We start from the raw sequence: 21,277 nt of genomic DNA, 5'->3' as shown, positions 1-21,277 counted from the left end.
AAGGTGAAGAGAAACGGGGTGGCTTCCAACGACTCGTCAGTGTGAAGCTATCGCGTAAGTCTAAGAACCGAACAGAAAGCTCATGTCCCAGAAAGCATGGTGGCGTGCGAAAACGCGATGGGTGGTCAGCTCAACTGAACATCATTGTGCCAAATTCGGAAGATAAGAATCGCCATCGCAAAAGTCGCCCTTCCTGAATGCCTGAATCGCTATGATCACAACGCGATCGCGAGCGTCAGATCCTATTAGACGCCTAAAACGGCAGGGGTGTCATCATTGGACTCACGGAGAGCGAACACTGTTGATTCGGATTGAAACCGAAGAGACACGGTTCAGTTCGGATCAACAGGAATAACATAGATTGTCGGAGGCAGGCGAATCCGATGCAACAATGGTTTCAATTTTCTGCATGGATGCGTCAGTTCGTGCGGCAAGTTGTTTGTGGACAGCGAGTCGGTGTGCACTGATTCTTGTCATGGACGAGTAAACCGGAACTTTGCGTAGACCACTCACTAACATCGCGACATCAATCGTCAAATTCATTCGGCGCGTTCAAGCCTACAAGTTCATTACGTAACCTGGACCGAGATCGGCCCGAGGTTTCCGATTCGATCCTCGTCATACATGTTTCGCAAGCACACCAGAAAACGCTAACTCGCCGGCGGACAAAATGGATGTGACGAGGGTGCAGTTGCCGCTAGGCGGATCGCCGTTTCCGATTCTCCCTCCATGTCGACCGCGAATTGCTTGACTTGGCCGCCACCTTGGATTCGTGACAGGCATGGTGGCAAGGCGACCCAAACAAGGTCCCCCGCTTTGTATCCTTGCTTGATCCGCACGCGAAGTTCAATCACGTCGCCTTCCTGGAATTGCGTTTGGGCGTGACCACCTACCATCAACTGGACAGTAATTGGCGTGTTGGAAACAAAACGCATCCAGTCCTGCTCGACATAGGAAAGATACTCCACCGCGAGGGTTCCATGATTGGTTTGCAATGATTCAATCGGCTCAGTGCTGTTGATGGCATTGGCGATCGTTTGTACTTGGTCATTGACCGTTATTGTGCAATCCGACTGCATCCATTCCGTTCGAGAAAGCTCAAGCAGCAGAACAATGAGTGCGACAGAGTCAACGGTCGAATACAAACGCCCCTCCGGCCCAAGCTCATCAAACAATCGATTCGACAATCGCGTGGCTTCGGCGGTATCAGATGCTCGCGTGCCAGCCTGCTCGCTTCCTCCACGGAGCAGAGCAGCAGCAGCCATCGCTTGATCGGCGCGCCAAAATGTTCGAACGCCAGCAATCGGCTTTCGGGCTTGCAAGCGTGCGTATTCGAGGGCTTGGCTCTGGTCCCCGTGACCGAAACGCAATTGAGCGTAGGCGTCTTCGCTTGATCCGATCGACTCTGGTGGCCAAGCGATCCGGTAATGCTTGGCTGACTCGCGGGCAAGCTGTCGAACTTCGCCGAGCAGCGAGCGTGCCATGCTGTTGGACTCAATCAGCTCACTCACAAAATCCATTTTCAGTAAATGCATGGTCGCCATGCGTCCCCAGGTCACGTCCGGTGAATTGCCTGGGTAAATTGCGAATCCTTTTCCCGGCAACCACATGCGTTGCTGTCGTTTCAGGCCGACACGGATCGCCGTGCAGGATTTTTCGATTGGTTCACCGCTGCCAATTTGATTTGCCAAACAGACGACTGCCGAGAAAAGCTTGGCCGCAGTTTGTTCACAACAAAGATGATCGTAATTCGTCGTCGCCTCCGCCACCATTTGCTTCATTGGTTGCACACTGGGAAGCAAACGAATCTGCCGAATCTGATCGCCGAGTTCAATCCGTTCACCGTCGGTGAGCATCCGCATGGTTCGCCGAAGCTCGACAAGCTTCCCGAGCGGCTTGACTTGATGGATATCTTCTCGAGTTTTACCGCTGACCCGATCGCAGACCTTCGCCGTGTACCGCCCGAGTCCGACAACAAAGGTGAACTCGGATTCCGCCGTCGTCAGATGGTCCGTCGTGACCGGATCGTAGGGAGCGTCTGCAAGATGAAGTTCTACTGAAGTCCCGTCACAATCAACCGTCAGAGAAAAATTCCCCGACTGGCACCGTGCGATTACCCGACCACTGGCTTGGTCGCCATCCAAGAGAACCGCCGGGACCTGAAGTTTGACATAGGGATCGGCATGCACCTCAAACTCGTTCTCAACATGCGACCACTGACGTCCAGAAACAACGAACGAGTCAACGGTGTAGCGTCCCATTCGTTCTGGCAACTCCACCGCCGCTTGGCCTCGACCCGACGGACATTCAATCAGTTCGCAGAAAATGACATGAGCATCCTCTGCATCCAGCTGCTCCGGTGGTGACAACGCGGTTTCGCTATCATTCGCTGCGACTGGATTTGGCACGACGCTTTCGCAGCCCGCATCCATTGTCTCGGTAAAATCGATCGCTGAATCGGTGAACTCCTGCAACATGCTGTCAGCGGATTCTCCCTCGATCTGCCCGTAGAAATGGTTGATCGCTTCAACAATGGCATCGGGCGTGGCGAGAACGGTCTCAATATGACGATTCAAGATAAAGCGGAGCTTTTCAATCGTTTCCAAGTCGATGGGATTGGACATTGCGAAGACGAGATTGCCGTCAAAATCTTCGCGGATGGGAATGACAGTGTTCTCGCGTGCAATCGACTCGGGACACAGCTCAATAATTGCCTCGTTGATTGACAAATTGTCCAAATCAACAAATTGGTATCCGTAGATTTCAGCGAGAGCTCGCGACATGTCGTCGTCGGCGGCATAACCATAATCCTGAAGCAACGTGAAGTAAGGTTTTCCACACTCGGACGCCGCTTCCATCACATGATCAGCCTGCGATTCGCTGATGAGTTCACGATCGACAAACTTTGAAAGCGTTTCATCGTCGATAGGCGGCGTCCGCGTCGAGAAATGTGCCCAGTACGGATCGCGTTCCGATTGTTCGCTAGAGCCGTAGACCGTTTGTGTTTCAACTTCGCCGATCAGTGCTTGCTCGGCAGCGACCTTGATACTCGCCGCCAACCGCTGCTTTGGACGTGAACTCGGCTGCAATCGAGCATCACGAATCACCACCGCCGCATACCCGGACTCTTCCGTTCCCAGATCGATGGCCATCGAAACGTTCGTTCCCGGTTCGAAAGAAGCCTTCCTGTCAAATTCATCCTCGAGTTCCCTTTCATTGCTTGAATCATTGCTCTGAGCAATCCGAACCGATGGATTCCAGTTGCAGCGTTGCAGCGTGACCGCTCGTGCCTCCCACGGTTTTTCATCGACGAAGCAACCAACTGAAATCAACCCAGCCAATTCGCTCGACGGGAACTCGATCACTTCTCCAGCCGCCAAATCCCCCAGTCGCCGTGAATACGTGTTCGGCGAGGGTGCATTGGCAGCTTCGCTTGAGGTGGCCCTCGGAGAGAGAAAAGGACAAGTGCAAACCACACAGTCCTCGATATCCTGCATTGCTCCGATGCGGACAACACCACGCAGCGTATCGGTGATTTGGACAGGCGAATTATCTTGTCCGGTCTGACGGACATGCAAACCAAGTGCTTCGGTGGTGCCCTGTCCGGGCATTAGCGACGCGGTTGTCGTGGGCCCACTACTCGTCAAGACAGTTTCCCGCCTTTGCTGTCGCTCGCTTCCCGGCAGCGGGATCGTTGCGGTGGCGGAAGAGTCTTTCACCAAGGTGATTTCCAAGTGGTGCGGTCCGTCGCCATCGATCTCCAACCCGACAATGGCTAACCCTTGTTTGACGCCGACCCGGCGGGAGTCGATTCGAGACTTCTGATCGTACAAGTCAACGCGAATTGCACCGGTCAATGGTTTGGAGAAATGAGAAATGCGCAGCGTGCACGACATCGCTTTTTTGCGAAGTTGAATCTGGCCGATCGTCGCGACAAGCGGTGCCAAGTCAAAGCCCGCAACCGAAAACTCGCAACCATCAATTTTGCAAGGAGAATCCGCTCGAACGACTTGGTAGGTTCCAATTGGTAAATCATCAAAGCGAACAATCCCCAGTCCGCACTCATTGAGTCGAACGTGCCGTTGATCGAACTGTGTTGGACTGCCGTTCGCAGTTCCCAACAGCAGATCAACACAAACCTCTTGCTGCGGTGAATCAAGATCGACGACCAAGACGTTCACTTGATCGCTACCAAATCGATAAAGATCGCGATCGCACGTCAGGCTTGCCAGCGCCAAAGGGGGTGGCTGAGTTGCTTTGACCTTGACACCTGGCAACGTGAGTCTTTCCCCCTGAGGAATGGGAATCGTCAATCGACATTGCCCTTGATCAGCATTTGTAGCAATGTCAGAGAACGCAGGATGAAGATCGCTCGCAAACTCAACTTTATCTCGATCGATCGCACCTAGATCAACGAACACAAATTGACCACCAACGTGAACACCACGAGCAAGTTGCTTGGCGAGACTTCGTTTCATCGTGAAGATGCGTGGGGATCTCATACTGCACTCCTGCCGAAAGGAAGAGATGAACGCCGGTGGCGTGACTCAATTCAGCGTATCATGGTTGCAAGACGCTTTGGAAAAACGGCATGTGGAATATCGTCGCCGTTCTTTGGGTCCTGCTCCGGCCAATGAGAGCGATGGCACAGAATGGCATCCTGCCTTTGACGTGACAGCTGATTTGTTGAGCAACGCTCATAATCACCGAGCAAAGTCGAGACTTTTGCTCGGGATTTTGCCGCGATGTTGACCGGTGATTGTGTAGCTTGTCAGGCGAAGCGATAAGGGCATCTCGACATCGTCTGGATCACAGGGACGTTGGTTACCCGCAATATTTCATTGAGCCTGGAATCATGGATTGCCCATCTGGCAGCCGGTCATATCGGTCGGCCAGTCACCGGTCTGCCTCCTCCGTTGGCACACTGAAACCATCTTCGGAAGTGCAGCGGAAGTAGGCAACCAACGTTTCATGGCCGTCTGAGACGATGCTTCATTCAGCCATCAGTTCAGGGTCGTCAAGATCCGTCTGTATCCAGCTTTCTGAGACGTGGATGTCAGTCGTCTCCAGTGAACCGGGGCCAACGTTGTGGTATTTGTGTGGGACGTTCGCTGGCCCCAGCAAAATGTCGCCCGCTGTTGCTTCGATCTTTTTGTCACCAATGGTGAACAACGCGTTCCCGTTGCGGACGATGAAAATTTCATCGTATGGATGAACATGCCAGAGAGGCCCGGCTCCGATTTCATCCGTGCAATAGAACAAGACGGTCACTTCCGTCCCGATGTCCTTTCCCTGAACGTCTCCCTTCCAGAGTTGATCGTGTGATGCCCAATCAGAACGGTGCAAGATTTTTGGCTCACGACCAATTGCGTTTTCGGTGACGGCGTCGCCTTTCATGACAAGCCTCCAATTCATTGGTGTAGCGGAAAGCAAATCGTCAAATCAATCTTTCAGTGTGTGTAATTGCCGATGACATCGAACAACCGACAATCGCGGGTGCTCGGAAGTCCCAAAGGAGGCGAGCCCAAACGGAGGCAGGGGTCATCGTTGGGCTCGCGGAGGGCGATCAACCAGGTTTCGCCTCGGAACTGAATCGGGAACGGTTCAGGTTGATTCCGCTGGGGGATGGTAGGGATTGTCAGAAGCAGACAGATCCGCTGCAACTTTGGCTTCGTCTTCCGGAGTGGCTTCGATTGGTGAGTCGACCGGTCTCTGGAACATCATGGCACGGATCACAAACAGGGCGATGGCGACAACGCAGAAAAGCAAGAACGCCTGGAAGCCATAGATCAATGGACCAAGAGATCGGTTGGCACCATCGACCGTCAAACCCATGTAGCCTTCCTGGGTCATCTCAGCCGGATGTGCGTCCGCCCACTCGCGTCGGATCCGCCACTTCTCTTCGATCTCGGATGCAGACCACTGCGTTGCAATGATCGCCAAACCAAAGATCGCAATCGCTTTCAAAGTGCGACGAAAAGCATCACGCTGGATCACTGACAACACAATGAGCACGCCAACTCCTGCATACAGGGTGGCGGCATAGCCCCAAGAAAAAGCGTTCGTCCGAGACGATTCCCAAACCTGTCCAAACGGGTCCATTTGCGTTGGCTCCTTAGCCAGGGATGTCCGAATCAGTCAAACCCTCACTCAACGAGCCGCTGATTTGAATGGAATGACCATAGAAGATATCACCATCGTCGTGCCAAAACTCAAATTCACCGTCGGGACCAATTGAGATCGACTCCAACACCATACGATCCAAAAACTCCTCCGCGTCCATCTCATTTCCGACCTCCTGCCAATCGTTCGCCAACTCTAACTTCTCGGCAACCGCGAACGCATCGATTTTCTTCTGCCATTGCGTCGCATCACGAAAAAGTGTTTCTGCAGTTTCGAGCTGGCTCGCAATGTCCAAACTCTCGTCTGTTTCGATCGAGAGTTCGACTTCGATTCCATTCCAATCCGCGAGACCTTCGAACCAGCCAATGCTGCGGTTCAACGTGAGGTCGCCGAACCGTTCTGTTTTAACGACGACCGGTTGTTCGAGCTCTTTCGCAACAGTTGCGAGCTCGCGGTTTACGATGTCTCTCTTCGTCAGCTTGGATACAACCGCACGAGTCTGATCGACCGACAACACGACTTCGAACCGGTGCAGCGTCCCCGCCGCGAAGTCACCGAAATAGTCAGCCTCTACCGGAACGGGCCGAAGCAACAACAGCGTATTGCGACGTAACGGTTCTCCTACAACCAGCCAAGCCGCAAGCGAAAACAGATGAACAGAGTAGCCTTCCGATCCGGGCCAGCCACTCTGACTCGACTGGGAAACGACCCCTTCGACTTCCACCAACTTGGACGAATACTCACAACCTGCAGGGTCCACCGCCGATAGGTTGTCGAGGTCTGGGAATTCAAAACGCTCGCTCATCATTCAAATCCGTGTTGCTCCATCGACAAAAGCCCAATTGTAAGCCTATCGATGTTTCCGATCACGCTTGAAGTGTTCATCTAGTCAACAACTCGACCTCTCGATGCTTCCCAACCGCAGGCGACTTCACCGAGCGGCGTTGCGGCCTGCCATGTCAGGAATAAAATAGAGGGAACGCAGAAATGACTGTCGGCAAACTCATGGGCCACATGGGTGTTCAGACCGAATGTCAGTAAAAGCTTTGGCGAACGCCAAAACGGCGAATGTATGGGCAGAGGGTTCAGGTAATTACGTGAGACAAACCTCACAGTTGCCGTTGCTGGATCAATGGAACGGACAGTGATCCCACTGACGTGTCACCAGTTGTTCCAGGTGATTGAGAACTGCAAGATGCTCGCGATCGTCACCCAAACTAAGTACGGAATCTGTGCGAAAGCGACCCAACGATGGTGTGGCCAGATGGCTCTCATCGCCCACAGAATCGTGCCCCAAACGATCGCAATATCGAGAGCAGCAAGCGGGAGGTTGCGCAAACCGAACTGAATTGGCGTGAAGGCAATGTTGGCAAGCAGATTGATCGCGAAAGGAACCGCGACAGACCATGGGATTTGCTTACGGAAAACGCGATAGAAAACGTAGCCGAACGTGACCAAGATGATCGGGTAGAGGATCTGCCAAATCAGTCCGATCGTCGATGGCTCGGGGGTCCAAGTCGGTTTATCGAGGGCGTCGTACCAGTCTCGCCAGGTCATGAATGGAAGCTTGATAAGGAAATGGACAACGTGCGAACGCAGACTACATACAGAAGTAATCGAATGACGACACCGAGTGTTCGAAGAGTTTTGCCAGGAGCAATGCGTGGCATGAATCACCTTCTTCGACAATGTACCGTTTGAGGCTGACAAGTCGTGCCTGATCTGCCAATTGCGTTGCCAGACGCAGCAGCCCCAATCTTGAATCGATGCATCAAAGATGCACGCACGTTGCGATATCCGAAGAGTGAAGTTGTATCACTTCAAATTCAGATCGACCACAAATCTTTTCAAGCAACGCACATCGCGTAGAACGCCAAGGAGCCGACTGCGGACATTTGAATCACCAGCAGTAGGTACGCGATCGTTCGTTTTGGTCCCAACCGGATGATCCAGATGCCGATGATGATCTCAAGTGCGTTCAGCGAAACCGCCAGCCACTGCATGTCAAAAACATATTGTTCAAGTGGTATGCTCAACAATGCCGTTGGAAGAAATGCGGGCATTTCGACCAACATTATCATGAGACCAAAAAGGACATTGCCAATATCCTCATCGCCAACCATCCAGCTATAGGGCAATGCCATGCATGCAACCAAGGTCACCGCGGCCATGCGATGTTCAGGATGCCGTGCACCGAACGCAGCCAGATACGCAAACGCCCCGATGCAAACGATCCCGCTCAACACGATTGGAAACTTCGCGAGCATCGGTATCGCGATTGCGACACCAGCGGTGAGAAGCAACAAGGCACGAACCGAGAACCGCATCGGTGTCCGCTGCAAATCGTCTAGTTTCCTTGGCGCGATGGGCAGCCACGGTAGAGCCAAGCAGAAAACCAAGGAAGCAATCGCCGACCACATAGGCAAATTCCAAAGCAGTGGCGAAGGACGGCTTTGGTCGGAATCCGTCCATGCGTAAAAGTCGGGCATGAACCATCCAACGAGCAAACTCGCCGCGATGAATAGCGGGTAGATCGGAACTCGTGCTGCCAATTTTGAAATCTCCATTGCCCTTCAAGAGCCCTTGCTGGCTGGTGCACTGCGCCATTCTTACGTGTTCTACCGAACAATATGGTTTAAACCTTGACACGAGCGTTGACGAGGGAACTTCGCTTTCAATCCTGCCTCCGCAGTCCAGCCTGCGCGAGAGGGCTATCGGGCTGTTGATTCAACGCCCCTACCACGTGGAGGTCTTGCAGTTTGTTGATGCAGGTATCTCTGCTGCTTTCGCGGACCGTACCTCTCCCGCTGCGTGGGCGGGGTTTGCAAGACATCACGAACACAGCACTCAAGAACCGCACGACCTCCGTGAGCGGCGGTTAACTAGACGCCAATCAGGGCTGACGCCAAACGGCGAATTGTTGTCGTTCCTTATGCGACTATCGGTATGTGACTAACTCAACAGCCTGCCTATGCCAGAACGTCGCGGATGACTTCCCCATGAACGTCGGTCAGGCGGCGTTGGATTCCGTTGTGGTAGAACGTCAGCCGCTTGTGATCCAATCCCATCAAATGAAGGATGGTCGCGTGAAAATCGTGCACGGTCATCACGTTTTCTTGAGCTCGAAAACCAAACTCGTCGGTCGCACCATAGCTGAACCCCGGCTTCACCCCCGCACCCGCCAACCAACACGTGAACCCATTGGGGTTGTGGTCGCGACCGTACGTTCCGGCTTGAAACATTGGCATTCGACCGAACTCCGTGGCAAAGACTACCAGCGTCGAATCGAACAGCCCACGCTGCTTCAAGTCTTTTAGCAATCCAGCGACCGGCTGATCCAGGATTTCACCGTGGACGTCGTATTGTTCCTTGAGCTTACTGTGACCATCCCAGTTGATCTTGCCGCCCGATGCGTACGCTCCGTTGAACAATTGGACGAACCGAACGCCCCGTTCGATCATTCGACGGGCCAGGATGCAGTTGTTTGCGAAGTCGGCTTTGGTCTTGTTGGAACTGTCAGCACCGTAAAGTTCTAGAACATGTTTTGGTTCACCTGACAGATCCACCACATCAGGCACCTGCAATTGCATTCGAGCCGCCAATTCATAGCTGGCCATCCGTGCGGCTAGTTGCTGGTCACCGGGAAAACGATCCTGGTATTGTTGCTCTAAAAACCGGAGTGCTTCGCATGACGCAAGCTCCGTGCTTGCAGAGATCGAATCGGGACGATCCAAGTAGCGAATCGGTTTGGTGGTACTGAACGGTGTGCCTTGAAACGCTGCTGGTAAAAAGCCGTTGGCCCAGTTATTCGGTCCCGACTGAGGCATCCCACGCGGGTCCTCCATCGCCACGAACGACGGCAAATCACGATTCTCGCTGCCCAGGGCAAAGTTGACCCACGCTCCCATGCTGGGAAAACCATCGAATGTGAATCCCGTGTTCATCACGTTCTCGGCGGGTCCATGCGTGTTGGACTTGTTCGTCAACGAATGAAAGAAGCACAGGTCATCGGCCATCTCACCGATGTGAGGCACGAGATCAGAAATCATTTTTCCGCTCTCACCTCGGGGCTGAAACTTCCATAGCGGCCGTGTCAAATTGCCGTTGGGTCCTTGGAACGAAACCAGGTTTTCATTGCCAGGCATTGGCTGACCGTGACGACGCTCGAGTTCCGGTTTGAAGTCGAACGTGTCGACGTGACTCAACGCTCCCGAGCAGAAAACGACGATGACACTTTTGGCTTTCGCCGGAAAGTGCGACGGTCGGGGCTCGTAAGGATTCGCCGGATCGATCTCGGAAGTGGAATTGCGAGATGAATCAGCGAGCGCCGCTGCCACACCAAGTGCCGACAATCCGCCACCAGCATTTGCGAGAAACTGGCGACGACTGGAAGTCGCTTGCAACTTCGATCGTGAGTGCATGTTTGAAAGGTTCATTGGATATACAAGAACTCGCTCGTGTTCATCAAAATTCGACAAAGTTGTGCGAGACCGTGTTCGCTCGCGAAGTCATGCATCTTGCTTCGTTCGATTTCGCTGGGTGCTCGGGACAATGCGATCTGAAAAGCACGATCGATTTGGTCCGAAAGACTTTCCCCCGCTTCGGTTTGAACTCGATCGGCAAAATATGCCGCCTGCCGATTCACAAAGGGACTGTTCAGCAAACTTAGGGACTGAATCGGTGTGATCGATCGCGTTCTCTTGGGAGTCATCTGCCCAGCGTCGGGGCAATCGAACGCCCCAAAGATGTCAACGGCTTGCATGCGAATCTTGTGAGCGTAGATCATCCGCCGCCAACCTGATTCATCAAACGTTTCCTTCGCGGTGTAGTCTGACAGCCCACCACGCCGGTCAAAGAAATCGAATCCTGGTCCGCCCATTTCCAAATTCAATTTGCCGCTGGCGACCAACATTGAATCGCGAATTGCCTCTGCTTCGAGACGCCTAGCTGGGAACCTCCATAACAATCGCGAATCGGCATCGATGGCGATGCCTTCTGAGTTTGGTTGACTCGATTGCTGAAACGTTTTGGACGTCACAATCAAACGATGCAGTCGCTTGAGAGACCAACCACCGGCAACAAAATCCGACGCCAACCAATCCAGTAATTCAGGATGCGACGGGGCGGCCCCCATGACTCCAAAATCGGATGGCGTTTCGACCAATCCGGTTCCAAAGTGTTTCTGCCAGACCCGATTGACGATGACTCGTGCGGTCAACGGGTGATCGGGGCGTGTGAGGTGTTTCGCCAGTCCGAGCCGACGATCCGGTTCGTGCTGATCGACCGTCATTCCCAGATCGCCCAGCACAATGGGAATCGCGGGGGCCAGCTTTTTGGTTGGTTGCATGGCATCACCGCGGCGAAGCAACCAAGTGGGCTCCGGCGAAGGGTTAAAACTTGCGGCGTAGACTTTGGGACCTCCCGCCAAACGGCTCAACTTCTTTTGCGTCTGACGGATGTCGCTGAGCTTGCCAACCAATGCTTGCACCTGATTGGAATTCAAATTCGCGAGTTGAATCTGATCCGTTTTTCGCGAATCATCTTCACGCAGCATGCGATTCTTTGGACTGGCAACGATCTGCCAGTCATCGGATCCTAAAAGTTGCATCTCGATGGTGTAGTCCACCGGCACGCTGCTGCCACGATCCCAGACCACTCGATCGATCATCACTGGCTCTTTGAAGTCAACCTGCAGCCAAGCTGGACCACCTTTGTCCGCAACCCACGGAAAGGCCTGACGTCGATCCGACTGGCCATCCACCAGATTGTCAAAGTGCCGAGTTTGATTGGCCAACGCGAAACCGGATGCGGATGGCCTCGCACCGTTCAATGCCAAGGCTGCGTTACGGGCGGGCTGCTTCTCAGTGGCGACCGTCCAGGCTTCGAACTCGTACAAAGAAGCAGGCGAGCCATTCGCGGTCGCTTGAATGTTCATCCGAACGGAGGATGCGAGTACCGGAGAAAACGTCTCCGTTTGCCGGTCGACCAAGGCTGGCTGCAAGTCATGGTTTTGCCGTAAAGTATCCAATTCGGTGCGTAGAGCTTTCAACTGATCTCGAACCGCGGGTACTTGCGCGGCCATCGCATCGTTTTGCTCTCCGCGTAGACGTCGTTCTCCATAGGTGAGCCCCGCAAACACCGCTTGCATGGAGTAGTAGTCGCGTTGCAGGATCGGATCGAACTTGTGGTTGTGACAGCGTGCGCAGCCGATGGTCAATCCAAAGAACCCTTGCGAGACAGTGCGAATCACTTCGTCCAGTTCGTCTTGTCGAGCCTGACGCATCGCCTCTTCGTCACGCCCAATCTGGCCCGGCAAGTTGGCGGGACCGGCGACCAAAAAACCGAGAGCGGCGTCTTCGCCCACGGTGTCGCCCGCCAATTGTTCGAAGAGGAATCGATCGTAAGGTTTGTCGTCATTGAGCGAGTCGATGACCCAGTCGCGATAGGGCCAAGCATTGGGGCGAGGCGAATTCGTCTCAAATCCAACCGTCTCCGCCCACCGAATCACATCCAACCAATGCTGGGCCCACCGCTCGCCATAACGAGGTGAATCCAACAAGCGGTCAACAAGTTCCTCATAGGCGAATTCCAAACCTTCTGGGTGCTCAACAAACGCACGAACCTCCTCAGGGGTCGGAGGAAGTCCAGTCAGGACCAGCGAAACACGTCGGGCCAACGTCGCGGCATCGGCTTGCGTCGACAGTTGAAGACCGCGTTGCTTCAGCGACTCGACAACGAAAGCATCAATTGGGTGAGACGGCGACGTTTGACTCCGCGGCGGTTGAATATCGGCGATGGGCTGCAGGGACCAATGATCGCTGTGGACCTCATCGGCATCCGCATCCATTTGGCCCGGCCAATTGGCACCTTCCTGGACCCAGCGTTCTAGAAGCGATACCTGTTCCGGTGAGAGTGGCGGTCCCTCCGGAGGCATTTGCATATCGGGTTCATCCCCACTCACCACACGGAGCAAAAAACTCGCGTCAGGATCATTGGGAACGATGGTAGCTTCGCCATAGTCGCCTCCGCGAAGCATGTTACCGCGTTGATCGAGTCGCAAACCGGACTCGTGTGCGTCTGGACCATGACATTCCAAACAGTGGACAGCGAAGATGGGCTGAATTTGCTTTTCAAAATCCACCGCTTCAGCGTGGACGCATTCGATGTGGAGAAAAACGAGTGCCAACGCAAAAAACGCTTGCGTCATTTGTCGACAATTCATGCAATCCGCCTGCACCTCGAGTCACTCTTTTAGCTTGCCCTGCCGCCGACGCAGGTTTTTGAGCAACTGTTCAACCATCTACGTCGAAGGTCGCAAACGCATTGTAGTCGTTCACGAGGACGCTTTGAGACGCGGCCCACTCGCATGTACCAAAAGACAGCGAACCGCTTATAAAACGGTTGTACAGGGTTGTACCGCAGCACTTTCGATCCATCGCATGACCAGCAATGACAATGCTCCCAGGACCGCGAAACCGCCTACCAATGGCAAAATGGTGCCGTTGTAACTGTGACCGATCAGGATACCGAGCGGCACAGAGATCAATGTTGAAATCGAACCAACCAGTGCGGATCCTATCCCAGCGACATGCCCCAATGGTTCCATCGCCAAGGAATTTAAGTTTCCAAACAAGATTCCGATGGCAAAGAATATCGCGAGCAGATAAGCCATCGTGCACCACAGCGGAGGACTTCCGGCGTGAAGAAATGCGAATCCAAAGAAAGCGGCCGAGGTGACGGCGAGCGATAGCATCGCGTGGCTGATCAATGCTCTCATGCCAAAACGCATTACCAAATTGGCATTCATCAGCGAGGCAACACCGGCGGCCGATGCCAACACGGCAAAGTAGATCGGAAACAACGAACCGAGTCCGTATTGTTGCTGAAAGATCTGAGCCGCCGAACTCAAAAACCCCAGAAACGCCCCCGACACCAAACCCGCGACCATCGTGTAACCAAACGCGATACGATTGGTGCAAACTTCGCGTGAGACGTGAAGGATTCGTTGCAGCGAGAACGGCATTCGATGCGACGGCAAGAGTGTTTCCGGCTGTCGCCATGCGAACCAACCAAACAGCATCAAAGCCAAGACGGCGAGCACCGCAAAAATCGCTCGCCAATTCGCCACCCAAAGGATTGCTTGGCCCAAAGTCGGCGCGATCACTGGCACCAAGATAAAAATGGTCATCACGAACGACATCACTCGTGCCATGGCCCGCCCTTCGTATTGGTCACGGATCAACGCCAACGAAACGCTGCGAGGTCCGGCGACGCCGAGTCCCTGAACGAAGCGTCCCACCAACACCCATGTGAAGCTTTCCGCGACCAGCGAGACCATCGACCCTACAACGAACAGACCGAGCCCGGCGCACAACGCCGTCTTTCGGCCAATGCTGTCTGACAGTGGTCCAAAGAACAGTTGCCCCAGAGCCATGCCGAGGAAAAGCAATGACACGATGAGTTGGCTGTCGTTCTCATGCTTGGCCCCGAGTTCCTCACCGATGATTGGCAAGGCGGGCAGCATCGCATCGATCGCCAACGCGACGAGGGCCATCATCAACGCCATCAGGGTCACGAACTCACCCAACGGCAAGGCAGGCTTTTGTTCTAAATCCATTCCAATCCCAACCTATCTCACCACCAAAAAATTCATCTTCTCAGTTCCGCTTTGATGCACTCGGCCGCTTTGACGCACTCGCACCCGCAAGCACCACATCCATCCAGAAGTCGCGAACTCATCAACCGGTCACGCCCCATTCTTGGTCTGGCCAACCGTACGATGGACTTCCAAGTCCGTCGAATCCAAAACCGATCTTTGCTCGATGCAGGAGCCAGACATCGCCCAAAACGGCCGACATAAATGGAACAGCTCTCGGTCGCTTCAACAGCTAGAACTAAGCATGACATGGATGACAAAGTGAGAGGCGACCGGGTTCAGTTCGGTGCGAAGTTTGGCCGATCGTGCGAATTCACGTAAGCGGCGATGTCGTATGCCTCTTGGTCGGTCAAATCGGCGTCGTCCAGAGGCATCGCGACTTGAAGCCAGGACGCCATTTTTTGCACTCCAGCCAGCCCGGCACCGTCGTTGAAAGATTGATCACCCCAAACCGGCGGCCCGTCATCGCTTCCCAATCCATCGTCCGAATGACACGAAGCACAGCGATCCATGTAAAGCGACTCACCTCGATCAACACTGGGTGCCTTGGGAGGTTCGGCGAGCAGCGTCATGTGGTTTGGACCGAGCGGCTTTGCCGGGTTCATCTTCAGGGGAGTGCCCTGTGATAGCCAAGTGATGTAAGCGGCAATCGCGACCGGCACCTTGGAACCATTCGGTGGCCGGGTCCCATTCTGACTTCGGATAAAACAGTTCAAAATCCGATCTTCGAGCGTGATCACGCTTTTCTCTCTGGGGGAGTAAGCGGGGTACGCCGCCGCAACTCCGATGAATGATCCCGCCTCTTTATGCCGACCGGCATCCAGGTGACAGGAGGTGCACTTCAGCGAATTGCCAACGAACGGACTCGATAGCGGATGCGTGTTGGTTGTTTTGACCAGCGACTCACCGAGCCTCACGATTTCGCCGAGTTCTCCAGGCGGGTAGGGCTGGCTCGATGACGATTGATTCGTTGCAACCAATCGCACCGGAACGGGACGTCTGGTTGCTGCCCGAGATGCCGTATCCTGATTCACCCCCACCATCCAACCCAATGTCCCCGCGACCATGCCGCCCGTGATCGCAAGCCGCAACTTTGATGATCGAAAAATACCAAGCCTACGCATTGCACTGTGTCAAAAAACTGGGGCAAAAAACTGCGGCCACAAGAACGACCACGCCACAAAGGAAACACGGTCCTTACGAAAACAGGACTGCCATCGAAAGACATCCAACCGAAAAGTCACTGACTAACCGCCATCGCGAAGACGATGTTCGTCGTCCCCGAACACGGCCCACTTTGCGACCGCTCACTGAGCTAGAGATGTCTTCCCAAAAGCTGGGACCGCCAAGGATCGTGCGGTCGGGCACTGACTGTCAACTTTCTTAGCTGTTGGACTGTGCGACTTAGCACATAACCGCTGATGTCCCACATTCGATGAGCGATTGTTTGGACGATTGACGACGTCGTTGGTTTACACTCTCGTCGACCGAAGCGTTTGAGGGAGTGGGTTGGATTCAATCGACTTTGTCGCACGCGGATTGTGGCTGGATCGTGGGGAAGCGTTTTCCAGTCGACGCCCACCTCGGGCAAATTCATGTCGGCTCAAAGGAGCGAACTGGCCCGTTTGATCGTCAAAAATATGATGAGTCACGATGATCGTTTGCTCGGTCACGTCAATCTCGTTGAACGAGTTCTTCTCTTTCTCACGTCCTCGACCACGGCGTGATGTCGTTGTTCCACACTGGACGATCACAATGCCATGAGCGCGACCTGCACCCGGATAGAAGTCGAGCGTGTTGCCAATGAAGGCACGGTGCAAATGGCCGCCCAAAATCAGTTCGACTCCGAGCTTGACGAACAAGTTGATCGCTCGCTTCGCCTTCGGCATCGTTTGGTCGTGCAAGTAGTCTGGTGCCGGCGCAAAGTGATGATGTGCGACAACAATCTTTGCCAACCCATCCGGAACACTGCCAAATGCATCGCGACAAAAATCGAGTTGTGACGGATGAATGCGTCCGTTGCTGATGGCCGATCGCGGAGCGGTGGAGTCGAGGCCCACGAAGAGGGCATCGGGTGTTTGAAGCACCGTGTTCAGTTCGTTGCTGATGTATTGGCGATAGTAACGATGCGGATCAGTCAGTCGTTCCATGATTCGGTATAGCGGCACGTCATGATTGCCTGGAATGACAATCCGAGGAACGTCTGGCAGTTGCTTGATGAACTCAGCGGCCTGTTGAAACTGCTGCGGTTTGGCCCGTTGGGTCAGATCACCACTGACCACCACGACGTCTGGATCGATCGAGGGAGCCGTCCGAAGCAACGCCTCACCGACGTTCGGCAAATAGGGTGGTCCGAAGTGAACGTCGGAGATATGCAAGATTTTCATGGCACACGGATTGCTCGTTCAAAGGTTCGTGAAGCGTGTACGGAGAAAGGATTTGGCAAGCACATGAACCGTTCGGTCTTTGGCCTTGGTTCCGTGTTGAAACCGTGGCGACCACGAGCGGCTGAAGCACCAATCGACTCCGCAACATCTGCTTCGTCTCGGGCAGCTTGGATTGGCAAAACCAAGCAAGCTTGTCCCACCGCTCCTCATTGTTGCAATTCGCATACCGATGAATTCATCCGTTTCCATCCTCTGCAACCCTCATGCGTCCGGCTGGGATCGTTGTCGCGATGACCTTGAGCGTTCAGCGAGCGAGCGAGGACATGATCTGGTCAAACTCGATCCAGACGACCATTGGCTTGATCAAATCCGAAACAACTCTCCACAACGGCTTTGTATCTTCGGAGGCGACGGGACACTCTCCAAGGTGGTCCAAAAACTTGACCACGAAAAGATGCTGGATCGATTCGAACTGGGTTTAATCCCAGGCGGAACCGGAAATGACTTTGCTCGCTCAATCGGAATGCACGGACTGCCATGGCGTGACGCTTACGCTACCGCAACAGAGCAACCAGCAACGCCAATTGATTTGATTGACATTCGCAATGGTTCCGCCCACTTGATCATCAACGCCGCCACAGCTGGCTTCGGCGGATTGGTTTCGGGTGAAGTCAGTTCGGCCGACAAGCAACGGTGGGGATCGATGGCATACTGGATCACCGCCGTCACCCATCTGACATCGTTACCGAAGTACTCACTCGAGTTGACCTTTCAAGATGACACACAAGCCAAGTTTGAGGTGTTTGGATTAGCGGTGGCATCCGGTCGGTATGTCGGTGGCGGGTTTCCGGTGGCGCCCGAGGCAACAGTCAATGATGGTTTGCTGGATGTCACGGTTGTGCCCGTGATGCCCGTTTCTGAATTGTTGGCCGCGGGAGTCGACACAACGTTTGGCTGGTATCACGAATCCGGGCGTATCGCGACCTTCACCGCTCGCTGGGTTCGCGTCGAGTCCACACCTCCGCTGCCATACAGTTTGGATGGCGAAACCGAACAAAGTGACGGCGTTGAGTTTTCTGTCCGCCCCGCAGCAATGCGTGTCGCCTGTCATTCTGAAGCCGTCGGCGTGCAGTCACCCGGTGCGTTCCAAACTGCCACCCAGCCGTAAGGGCAGGCCAGCGACGAAGCAAAAAAGTTCGCGGTCGTTTTGCTGTCAAATTGGCGCGGCAGTTGCTTCCATTGGAGTCATCCAATCCACAACGAGGTGACACAATGACTCGAAACGATCTGATCCGCAGCCTGGTGAACAAACTTCAACGTCGAGCAGCGGAGATCCAGGAAATGGTTCGCACCGAGTTCGCTGAGCTTCAGCACGTCAGTGATCATACCGTCGGCGACGCCGGTGATCGCGGCATTGAATCTCATGCCAGCGAACTGACCAGCCGCATGGCCGAATCAGAAAGTCGCGAACTGGCCGACATTGAAGAGGCTCTGGAACGATTGCGAGATGGAACGTTTGGTGATTGCGAAGATTGCGGGAAATCGATTCCGATGAATCGTCTGCAAGTCGTCCCTCACGCTCGCCGGTGTGTGCGATGTCAAAAGGCAAGTGAAAATAGTCAACTGATGGCCGTGTGATGCGACGATGGCTGATCTTGGTGCTGGTCGTGGCACTTCTCGCGACGCTTTGGTATTTCTCGGATGCTTCCATGCATCACGAAACCATCGCGGAAAACGAGAAGTGGATTCGGTCCCTGATCAACGACCATCCCATCCTTTCAATCGCAGCAGCCACTGGCATCTACATTCTCACGTCGTTGATCCCCGGAACGACAGGCAAATCCATCCTCTACGGATGGCTGTTCGGTCTGTGGATCGGCCTGGCAATTGTCAGTCTTTCGCTGACAATCGCCGCCTGCATCGCTTTGCTATCCGTTCGACTGATGTTTCGCGATTGGGCACTTCGAAAAGTCCCTCGATTGGTTCGAAAAATCGAATCCGCTCTCAACGTGGGTGGCCAAGCGACATGTTTGCTGACACTTCGATTGTTGCATGCACCCTACACGGGAGTGAACTATTCGGCCGGCGCCACCAACGTGCGGATTACGACATTCGCATGGACAACGTTGATTGGCATGATCCCCAGCAACGTCGTCTTCGTACTCGCGGGCTCTCGTCTTCCCAGCGTTGATCGTTTGGGACAACTGGATCTGTGGACCGTGGTGGACTGGAAGATTCTTCTGGTCAGTTCGGTCGTGATCGCGATCCCGTTGATCATCACTCATTCATCGCGGCGATTTCGTGAGACTGGCGAAGACACAAGTCCCATCGAAGGAAGCTCGCGATGACCAACGTTGCAATCTCTGTGTTTGGATTGTTGCTCGTGGGCACCATCTATCGCTTGGCAACGCTGCGGGATTGGACCAGTGATCTGGCTCGCAAACGATTGGGCAGCCTGCTTTCATGGTGGATTGTTGCCACATGGGTTCTCCTGTGTGCAGTCGGTGGAACGATCATCGCCTCCTTGTTGTTTGCGACGGTGAGCACGCTCGCACTCCGCGAATATGCGAGATTGGCTTTTCATCACGACGACGAAAGCGGCCAACCCGCTATTGAACCCCACTTCGAAGACCGGACAAACGCTCTGCCCGCCATGCCGATCATGGTGGTAGGTTACGTCTGCATCGCATTGCTGTACGCGGGGCTCGCTGCGGGTGCGGACCACACGCTCCTCGTTTGCCTCCCACTGGCGTGCGTCATCATCGCGGGCAGTGTGCTGATGGCGACGGCTTCCACGAAACACTTCACAAGCAACGTTGGGGGCATTGTTTACGGAGTCACCCTGACCGGCTGTCTTCCTGCTGCATCAATTTTGTTGCTTCCATCCAACCCGACCCCGTCACTCGCACTTCCGGGTTGGTTCTTGTTGTTGATTGGCGTAACGGAAGTCAACGACATCACCGCGGCATGGTTCGGCAGGGCGTTAGGACGACACAAACTCGCCCCGACCCTTTCGCCCAACAAGACCGTCGAAGGATTCATCGGTGGCGCCCTCACCACAATCACGCTAGCCACTCTTATCGGCCCGAACATAACCGACATGTCGCACGCAACGAGCAGCGTTTTTGGTTTAGCAATCGCGATTGCGGGGACTCTTGGCGATCTCAACATGTCCGCGATCAAACGTTCCGCAGGGGTGAAGGACAGCGGCAATGTCTTGCCCGGGCAAGGCGGCATTCTTGATCGCATCGATTCCCTCACATTCACCGCCCCGGTCGCACTGCTGCTGATGAAGGTCCTCTCATGAAAACCGCCGAACACACCGCGTTACCTTCCACAAACAGTGATTCCAACGTTGCAGAAAGCGATGCACAATCGACATCCACTGCTTCCGGTCATGCCGCGTCCAGTCGGGTTGTTTCCAACCTGACAGTGCCCAACATCATATGTGTCTTGCGTGCGTTGCTATCTCCGGTGATGGTGCTTTTGGCTTGGAACGACCAGGGCCAAGCCACACTGGTCCTATTTCTGATTTTGACCTTGTCTGACACGGTCGATGGAAAGCTCGCTCGATGGCTCAACCAGCGCACGGAGATTGGCCCCAAACTCGACAGCATCGCGGATGCGGCCATGTACGTTTGCTTGGCATTGTCGCTGTTGTTTCTGCGAGCTGACCTATTGGCGGATGAAGCCATTTGGATTGCCGCGGCGATCGGAAGCTTCATCGCGGCAGAGTGTTTTGCTCTGCTCAAGTTTGGAAAACTGCCGACCTACCACACTCGAACGGCCAAGACCGCTTGGCTCTTGGTCGGGGTCGCCGCGGTCAACCTGTTGATCGGCGGACCAGCTTGGCCTCTTCATATCGCCATGACGAGCGCTATCGTTGCCAATCTCGAAAGTGGACTGCTGACCTATTCTTTGAAGGAACCGATCAGCGATGTGACGTCAATCTTTCATGTCCGCGGGAAACAAAACCTGACCTAGCAGCCTGTTGATTTAGTCGTATACCGAGTGACAACAATTAGCCGATGGGCGTTGGCCCCGGTTGGCGTCTGACTAACCGCCGCTAACGCGGTTCGGCTCATTAAATCAACAGGCCGCTAGAGTCCAC

16 protein-coding genes are annotated in these 21,277 nt (G+C 54.3%); 5 read left to right on the top strand and 11 right to left on the bottom strand.

Going from position 1 to position 21,277, the window contains the following annotated elements; translation table 11 throughout:
• Window positions 1-650: 650 nt before the first annotated feature.
• From RB_RS23435 to RB_RS23385, 11 genes are all read right to left on the bottom strand, one after another.
• Window positions 651-4,478 (bottom strand): GspE/PulE/PilB domain-containing protein, encoded by a 3,828-nt coding sequence (locus RB_RS23435; protein ID WP_231845923.1) that lies wholly within the window; start codon window positions 4,476-4,478, stop codon window positions 651-653.
• A gap of 514 nt (window positions 4,479-4,992) precedes the next feature.
• Window positions 4,993-5,397: a cupin domain-containing protein gene (locus RB_RS23430; protein ID WP_164922408.1), complete on the bottom strand. Its 405-nt coding sequence runs from the start codon at window positions 5,395-5,397 to the stop codon at window positions 4,993-4,995.
• Between the two features lie 207 nt (window positions 5,398-5,604).
• A complete protein-coding gene (locus RB_RS23425) occupies window positions 5,605-6,102 on the bottom strand; it encodes a hypothetical protein (protein WP_011123180.1) in 498 nt (165 codons plus the stop codon).
• Between the two features lie 13 nt (window positions 6,103-6,115).
• The gene (locus tag RB_RS23420; RefSeq protein WP_011123179.1) at window positions 6,116-6,931 is read right to left on the bottom strand and encodes a DUF2262 domain-containing protein; all 816 of its coding nucleotides are present in this window, start codon (window positions 6,929-6,931) and stop codon (window positions 6,116-6,118) included.
• A gap of 353 nt (window positions 6,932-7,284) precedes the next feature.
• Window positions 7,285-7,680, bottom strand: a complete 396-nt coding sequence (locus RB_RS23415; RefSeq protein ID WP_011123177.1) for a TspO/MBR family protein — start codon at window positions 7,678-7,680, stop codon at window positions 7,285-7,287.
• A 290-nt stretch (window positions 7,681-7,970) separates the two neighbouring features.
• Window positions 7,971-8,690, bottom strand: coding sequence for a hypothetical protein (locus RB_RS23410; protein WP_011123174.1), 720 nt, complete (start codon window positions 8,688-8,690; stop codon window positions 7,971-7,973).
• Window positions 8,691-9,092: 402 nt separating this feature from the next.
• Window positions 9,093-10,559, bottom strand: a complete 1,467-nt coding sequence (locus RB_RS23405; RefSeq protein WP_164922407.1) for a DUF1501 domain-containing protein — start codon at window positions 10,557-10,559, stop codon at window positions 9,093-9,095.
• A complete protein-coding gene (locus RB_RS23400) occupies window positions 10,556-13,330 on the bottom strand; it encodes a DUF1553 domain-containing protein (RefSeq protein ID WP_231845922.1) in 2,775 nt (924 codons plus the stop codon). Before RB_RS23400 ends, RB_RS23405 begins: the two co-directional genes overlap by 4 nt.
• Before the next feature lie 183 nt (window positions 13,331-13,513).
• Window positions 13,514-14,740, bottom strand: a complete 1,227-nt coding sequence (locus RB_RS23395; RefSeq protein WP_011123170.1) for a multidrug effflux MFS transporter — start codon at window positions 14,738-14,740, stop codon at window positions 13,514-13,516.
• A gap of 317 nt (window positions 14,741-15,057) precedes the next feature.
• The gene (locus tag RB_RS23390; RefSeq protein WP_315851287.1) at window positions 15,058-15,870 is read right to left on the bottom strand and encodes a c-type cytochrome; all 813 of its coding nucleotides are present in this window, start codon (window positions 15,868-15,870) and stop codon (window positions 15,058-15,060) included.
• Window positions 15,871-16,251: 381 nt separating this feature from the next.
• Complete coding sequence (locus tag RB_RS23385) at window positions 16,252-17,166, bottom strand: metallophosphoesterase family protein (RefSeq protein WP_011123166.1); 915 nt, start codon at window positions 17,164-17,166, stop codon at window positions 16,252-16,254.
• A gap of 229 nt (window positions 17,167-17,395) precedes the next feature.
• Between RB_RS23385 and RB_RS23380 the strand changes: the two genes are divergently transcribed.
• The 5 genes from RB_RS23380 to RB_RS23360 all read left to right on the top strand — a co-directional run bounded on the left by RB_RS23380 (window position 17,396) and on the right by RB_RS23360 (window position 21,150).
• On the top strand, window positions 17,396-18,334 hold the full coding sequence (locus RB_RS23380) for a diacylglycerol/lipid kinase family protein (RefSeq protein WP_164922406.1): 939 nt from the start codon (window positions 17,396-17,398) through the stop codon (window positions 18,332-18,334).
• A gap of 104 nt (window positions 18,335-18,438) precedes the next feature.
• Window positions 18,439-18,804, top strand: a complete 366-nt coding sequence (locus RB_RS23375) for a TraR/DksA family transcriptional regulator (RefSeq protein WP_011123164.1) — start codon at window positions 18,439-18,441, stop codon at window positions 18,802-18,804.
• Window positions 18,804-19,514: a TVP38/TMEM64 family protein gene (locus RB_RS23370; protein ID WP_164922405.1), complete on the top strand. Its 711-nt coding sequence runs from the start codon at window positions 18,804-18,806 to the stop codon at window positions 19,512-19,514. The genes RB_RS23375 and RB_RS23370 overlap by 1 nt, the downstream gene beginning before the upstream one ends.
• On the top strand, window positions 19,511-20,473 hold the full coding sequence (locus RB_RS23365; protein ID WP_011123162.1) for a phosphatidate cytidylyltransferase: 963 nt from the start codon (window positions 19,511-19,513) through the stop codon (window positions 20,471-20,473). Before RB_RS23370 ends, RB_RS23365 begins: the two co-directional genes overlap by 4 nt.
• Window positions 20,470-21,150, top strand: coding sequence for a CDP-alcohol phosphatidyltransferase family protein (locus RB_RS23360; RefSeq protein WP_011123161.1), 681 nt, complete (start codon window positions 20,470-20,472; stop codon window positions 21,148-21,150). Before RB_RS23365 ends, RB_RS23360 begins: the two co-directional genes overlap by 4 nt.
• Window positions 21,151-21,277: the final 127 nt, after the last annotated feature.

The sequence above is a fragment of the Rhodopirellula baltica SH 1 genome, assembly GCF_000196115.1.
GTDB classification, from domain to species: domain Bacteria; phylum Planctomycetota; class Planctomycetia; order Pirellulales; family Pirellulaceae; genus Rhodopirellula; species Rhodopirellula baltica.
This window is presented reverse-complemented; position numbering and strand designations above follow the sequence as displayed.